Source organism: Campylobacter sp. P255, from assembly GCF_003627915.1.
In the GTDB taxonomy this organism is placed as follows: domain Bacteria; phylum Campylobacterota; class Campylobacteria; order Campylobacterales; family Campylobacteraceae; genus Campylobacter_D.
The window spans coordinates 1-5,770 of the sequence record NZ_NREN01000020.1; the positions used below are offsets into that span (position 1 = coordinate 1).

General features: G+C 43.5%; 2 tRNA genes and 3 rRNA genes. All 5 read right to left on the reverse strand.

The annotated features are described in order from the left end of the window. Positions 1–26: 26 nt before the first annotated feature. A 5S ribosomal RNA gene (gene rrf / locus CKA54_RS07495) occupies positions 27–143 on the reverse strand. Positions 144–305: 162 nt separating this feature from the next. Further along, positions 306–3,213 (reverse strand): 23S ribosomal RNA (locus tag CKA54_RS07500). A gap of 458 nt (positions 3,214–3,671) precedes the next feature. Beyond that, positions 3,672–3,748, reverse strand: a tRNA-Ile gene (locus CKA54_RS07505). A gap of 8 nt (positions 3,749–3,756) precedes the next feature. Further along, positions 3,757–3,832, reverse strand: a tRNA-Ala gene (locus CKA54_RS07510). Positions 3,833–3,927: 95 nt separating this feature from the next. Further along, positions 3,928–5,441 (reverse strand): 16S ribosomal RNA (locus CKA54_RS07515). Together the 16S, 23S and 5S rRNA genes with 2 tRNA genes alongside form the textbook arrangement of a ribosomal RNA operon. Between the last annotated feature and the right edge of the window lie 329 nt (positions 5,442–5,770).

The following is a 5,770-nucleotide window of genomic DNA, read 5'->3' on the forward strand; positions in this document are numbered from 1 at the left end:
AAGTAAGAATAATAAGAGAATTAACAAGTCCGCAATGAGCTACTTTCCCCCTGCCAGTAAGGCGTAGTATCATCACCCACGATGTGCTTAGCTTCTTGGTTCGGGATGGAGCAAGGCGTCTCCACATCTGTATAATCACGGACATTGTTATTTAAATATTCTATTTAAATCTTTATACTGTTTTATCAAGAATACTTAAAAAACAATGTTAAGAGCAAGTTCTAATATCAACGAACTTCTACTATAAGATTTTACTTTTAAGACTAAAGCTTAATAAAAACCTTAACAAGGAAGTGATGCTTAAATAAGATAAGCCAAACGCTCTATTAGTACTGGTCAGCTAAAGGACTTTCATCCATTACACACCCAGCCTATCAAACTAGTAGTCTTCTAGAGAGCTTAGAGAAGATTCATCTTAGAGTTGGCTTCACGCTTAGATGCTTTCAGCGTTTATCCGTTCCAAACTTAGCTACGCTGCGATGCTCTTGGCAGAACAACAGCTACACCAGTGGTTTGTTCAACCCGGTCCTCTCGTACTAGGGTCAAATCTCTTCAATCTTCTTACGCCCACGGCAGATAGGGACCGAACTGTCTCACGACGTTCTGAACCCAGCTCGCGTACCGCTTTAAATGGCGAACAGCCATACCCTTGGGACCTGCTCCAGCCCCAGGATGCGATGAGCCGACATCGAGGTGCCAAACCTCCCCGTCGATGTGAGCTCTTGGGGGAGATCAGCCTGTTATCCCCGGGGTACCTTTTATCCTTTGAGCGATGGCCCTTCCACACAGAACCACCGGATCACTAAGACCGACTTTCGTCTCTGCTTGACTTGTATGTCTTGCAGTTAAGCTGGCTTATACCTTTATACTCTACGAACGATTTCCAACCGTTCTGAGCCAACCTTTGTAAGCCTCCGTTATTATTTGGGAGGCGACCGCCCCAGTCAAACTACCCACCAGACATTGTCCCACTTGAGGATAACTCAAGCTGGTTAGCTACCCAAATAAGAAAGAGTGGTATCTCAACAATGGCTCATAATAAACTGGCGTCTATTACTCAAAGCCTCCCACCTATCCTGCACATTCTTATCCAAATAGCAGTGTCAAGCTGTAGTAAAGGTCCACGGGGTCTTTCCGTCTTGCCGCGGGTAGGAGGAATTTTCACCTCCACTACAATTTCACTGGATCCCTCTTTGAGACAGCTCCCATCTCGTTACGCCATTCATGCAGGTCGGTATTTAACCGACAAGGAATTTCGCTACCTTAGGACCGTTATAGTTACGGCCGCCGTTTACTCGGGCTTCGATCAAGAGCTTCGCTAATGCTAACCCCATCAATTAACCTTCGAGCACCGGGCAGGCGTCACACCCTATACATCCTCTTACGAGTTAGCAGAGTGCTGTGTTTTTGGTAAACAGTCGGGAGGGACTCTTTGTTGTAAGTTTCTTTGCTTTCGAAGTAAATTCTAATACAAAGCGAACCACACCTTATACCGAAGATACGGTGCTATTTTGCAGAGTTCCTTAAAGAGAGTTCTTCCACGCGCCTTAGAATACTCATCCCACCCACCTGTGTCGGTTTACGGTACGGGCAACATTAGCTAAACTTAGAAACTTTTCTTGGCTCGACGGCATCAGCAATTCTCCTCGCTGTCCGAAGACTTTGAAGAGCCTTTCAGTTCTCGGAGTATTGTTATACGGATTTGCCTATATAACCTCCTACGACCTTAGACTAGCACTTCCATCCGCTAGCTTGCTTAGCCCTAAGCGTCCTTCCATCGCACACTAATGTTGGTATTGGAATATTAACCAATTTGCCATCGTCTACCCCTTTCGGACTCGACTTAGGACCCGACTAACCCTACGATGACGAGCATCGCGTAGGAAACCTTGGGTTTACGGCGTTAATGATTCTCACATTAATTATCGCTACTCATGCCTGCATGCTCACTTCTATTCGCTCCAGCACTCCTTACCGGTATACCTTCGGCGCAAATAGAACGCTCTCCTACCACTTGATAAAATCAAGTCTACAGCTTCGGTACTTACTTTAGCCCCGTTATATTTTCCGCGCAAAATCACTAGACCAGTGAGCTATTACGCTTTCTTTAAAGGATGGCTGCTTCTAAGCCAACCTCCTGGTTGTTTAAGTAACTTCACATCGTTTTCCACTTAAGTAAGATTTAGGGACCTTAGCTGGTAGTCTGGGTTGTTTCCCTCTTGACGACGGATTTTATCACTCGCCGCCTGACTGCTGTGATTACATATAAGGTATTCGGAGTTTGATAGGGTTTGGTACATTGGTGTATGCCCTAGCCCATTCAGTGCTCTACCCCCTTATATTACGACACAACGCTATACCTAAATATATTTCGGAGAGAACCAGCTATCACGAAGTTTGATTGGCCTTTCACCCCTATCCACAAGTCATCCGGGGGCTTTTCAACGCCTATCGGTTCAGTCCTCCACTAGTTCTTACACTAGCTTCAACTTGCTCATGGATAGATCACTTCGTTTCGGGTCTGCAGCATCTGACTTAATCGCCCTATTCAGACTCGCTTTCGCTACGGCTTCGCGTGTGCTTAACCTTGCCAGACACCACAACTCGCAGGCTCATTATGCAAAAGGCAGTCCATCACACTGTATTGCTACATAGTGCTCTGAATGATTGTAAGCAAATGGTTTCAGGTTCTATTTCACTCTGATCACCTCAGTTCTTTTCACCTTTCCCTCACGGTACTTGTGCACTATCGGTCTGGTAGTAGTATTTAGGGTTGGATCGTGGTCGACCCAGCTTCAGACAGGATTCCTCGTGTCCCGCCCTACTCAGGATACTGCTAGCTAAGGTTTGGTTTTCGTATACGGGACTATCACCCTCTATGGCTACACTTTCCAGAGTGTTCTACTAACCTCACCTATTGCACATTGCAGTCCTACAACCCCCAGTGCAAGCACTGGGTTTGCCCTCTTGCGCTTTCGCTCGCCGCTACTGACGCAATCTCTATTGATTTCTTTTCCTGTAGGTACTAAGATGTTTCAATTCCCTACGTTCGCTCCATTATGGTAGTATATATCTCTATATACTGGGTTGCCCCATTCGGAAATCTACGGATCAAAGCTTCTTGACAACTCCCCGTAGCTTATCGCAGTCTAGTACGTCCTTCATCGCCTTTACCAGCCAAGGCATCCACCATTCGCTCTTAATAGCTTACCTTTTAAATTCATTCTAAAACGCATCACTTCCTTGCTAAAGTTTTTATGATAAGACTTTACTATCTTAAGACGGAAAGCATTTAAACACTTAATAAAACTAAAAATATTAGTCCAACTAAGCTGTGAGTTTAAAACTTGTCTTTAACTAAAAGCTAAAGAAAAGATAGCTAGGTTTTATCCTTTAACAAGTCCTGTAAAATTGTTTTTATTAAAACTTGCTTGTGACTCTTAACAATGATAATTCAAATAACATTAAATAACTAATCTAATATATAAAATATTCTATTATTTATTTATTTAGCTTAGGTCTTAAAACCTAAAGGAAGTATATATCAAGAGTTTAAATAATTTAAAAACATAAGTAATAAATCATTTTACTTTACTTATTGCTTTATTATTAGCTATATACTTGCTTTAAGTTTTAAAACTTTAATTTATGATTGATAAACAAATCTTTTATGGTGGGCCTAACAAGACTTGAACTTGTGACCTCACCCTTATCAGGGGTGCACTCTAACCAGCTGAGCTATAGGCCCTTAATAAATGGTGGAGAATAGCGGGATCGAACCGCTGACCTCCTGCGTGCAAAGCAGGCGCTCTCCCAGCTGAGCTAATTCCCCAAAATTAGCTTTTCATCAATCTTTGAAATCTAAACAAGGATGATTGAGTCTATATATGAACTGATAGTTGTGAGACTTATCAGTTTGTACTCTAGAAAGGAGGTGATCCAACCGCAGGTTCTCCTACGGTTACCTTGTTACGACTTCACCCCAGTCGCTGATTCCACTGTGGACGGTAACTAGTTTAGTATTCCGGCTTCGAGTGAAATCAACTCCCATGGTGTGACGGGCGGTGAGTACAAGACCCGGGAACGTATTCACCGTAGCATGGCTGATCTACGATTACTAGCGATTCCGGCTTCATGCTCTCGAGTTGCAGAGAACAATCCGAACTGGGACATATTTTATAGATTTGCTCCACCTCGCGGTATTGCGTCTCATTGTATATGCCATTGTAGCACGTGTGTCGCCCTGGGCATAAGGGCCATGATGACTTGACGTCGTCCACACCTTCCTCCTCCTTACGAAGGCAGTCTATTTAGAGTGCTCGGCCGAACCGTTAGCAACTAAATACGTGGGTTGCGCTCGTTGCGGGACTTAACCCAACATCTCACGACACGAGCTGACGACAGCCGTGCAGCACCTGTCTCTAAGTTCTAGCAAGCTAGCACCCTCATATCTCTATAAGGTTCTTAGGATATCAAGCCCAGGTAAGGTTCTTCGCGTATCTTCGAATTAAACCACATGCTCCACCGCTTGTGCGGGTCCCCGTCTATTCCTTTGAGTTTTAATCTTGCGACCGTACTCCCCAGGCGGTACACTTAATGCGTTAGCTGCATTACTGAGATGACTAGCACCCCAACAACTAGTGTACATCGTTTAGGGCGTGGACTACCAGGGTATCTAATCCTGTTTGCTCCCCACGCTTTCGCGCCTTAGCGTCAGTTAAGTTCCAGCAGATCGCCTTCGCAATGGGTATTCTTGGTGATATCTACGGATTTTACCCCTACACCACCAATTCCATCTGCCTCTCCCTCACTCTAGACTACCAGTTTCCCAAGCAGTTCAACGGTTAAGCCGTTGGATTTCACAAGAGACTTGATAATCCGCCTACGCGCCCTTTACGCCCAGTGATTCCGAGTAACGCTTGCACCCTCCGTATTACCGCGGCTGCTGGCACGGAGTTAGCCGGTGCTTATTCCTTAGGTACCGTCAGAATTCTTCCCTAAGAAAAGGAGTTTACGCTCCGAAAAGTGTCATCCTCCACGCGGCGTTGCTGCGTCAGGGTTTCCCCCATTGCGCAATATTCCCTACTGCTGCCTCCCGTAGGAGTCTGGACCGTGTCTCAGTTCCAGTGTGACTGATCATCCTCTCAGACCAGTTAAGCGTCATAGCCTTGGTGAGCCATTACCTCACCAACTAGCTGATACTATATAGTCTCATCCTACACCGAAAAAACTTTCCCTACTCAACTTGTGTTAAGTAGGAGTATAGAGTATTAGCAGTCGTTTCCAACTGTTGTCCTCTTGTGTAGGGCAGATTAACTATACCTTACTCACCCGTGCGCCACTAATCCACTTCTAGCAAGCTAAAAGCTTCATCGTTCGACTTGCATGTATTAGGCACGCCGCCAGCGTTCACTCTGAGCCAGGATCAAACTCTCCATAAAAAATAATTGGATAAGTTTAATCTTTTTCTTCAAAGAAAAAGTTGATTGTTAAGATTTAAAAATAAATCTTTCTGGCTCAATCGATCACTTATTTAGATTTCAAAGATTGACTATAAGATTTGATTAACAATATTAATAATTTAAAGAACAAATACTAAAAAATTAAGACAAAAAATCTTAGCTTTTTAAATCCCTTTCGTTTGAAAAGGAAATGAAATTATAGCAACAAAAGCTTAAAGTTTTATTAAATGAAAAAAGAAATGAAAATAAAAAAAGAAATTTATAGAAAGGAGAATTTATAAATATAGAATAAAAGAATATAAAAGAAT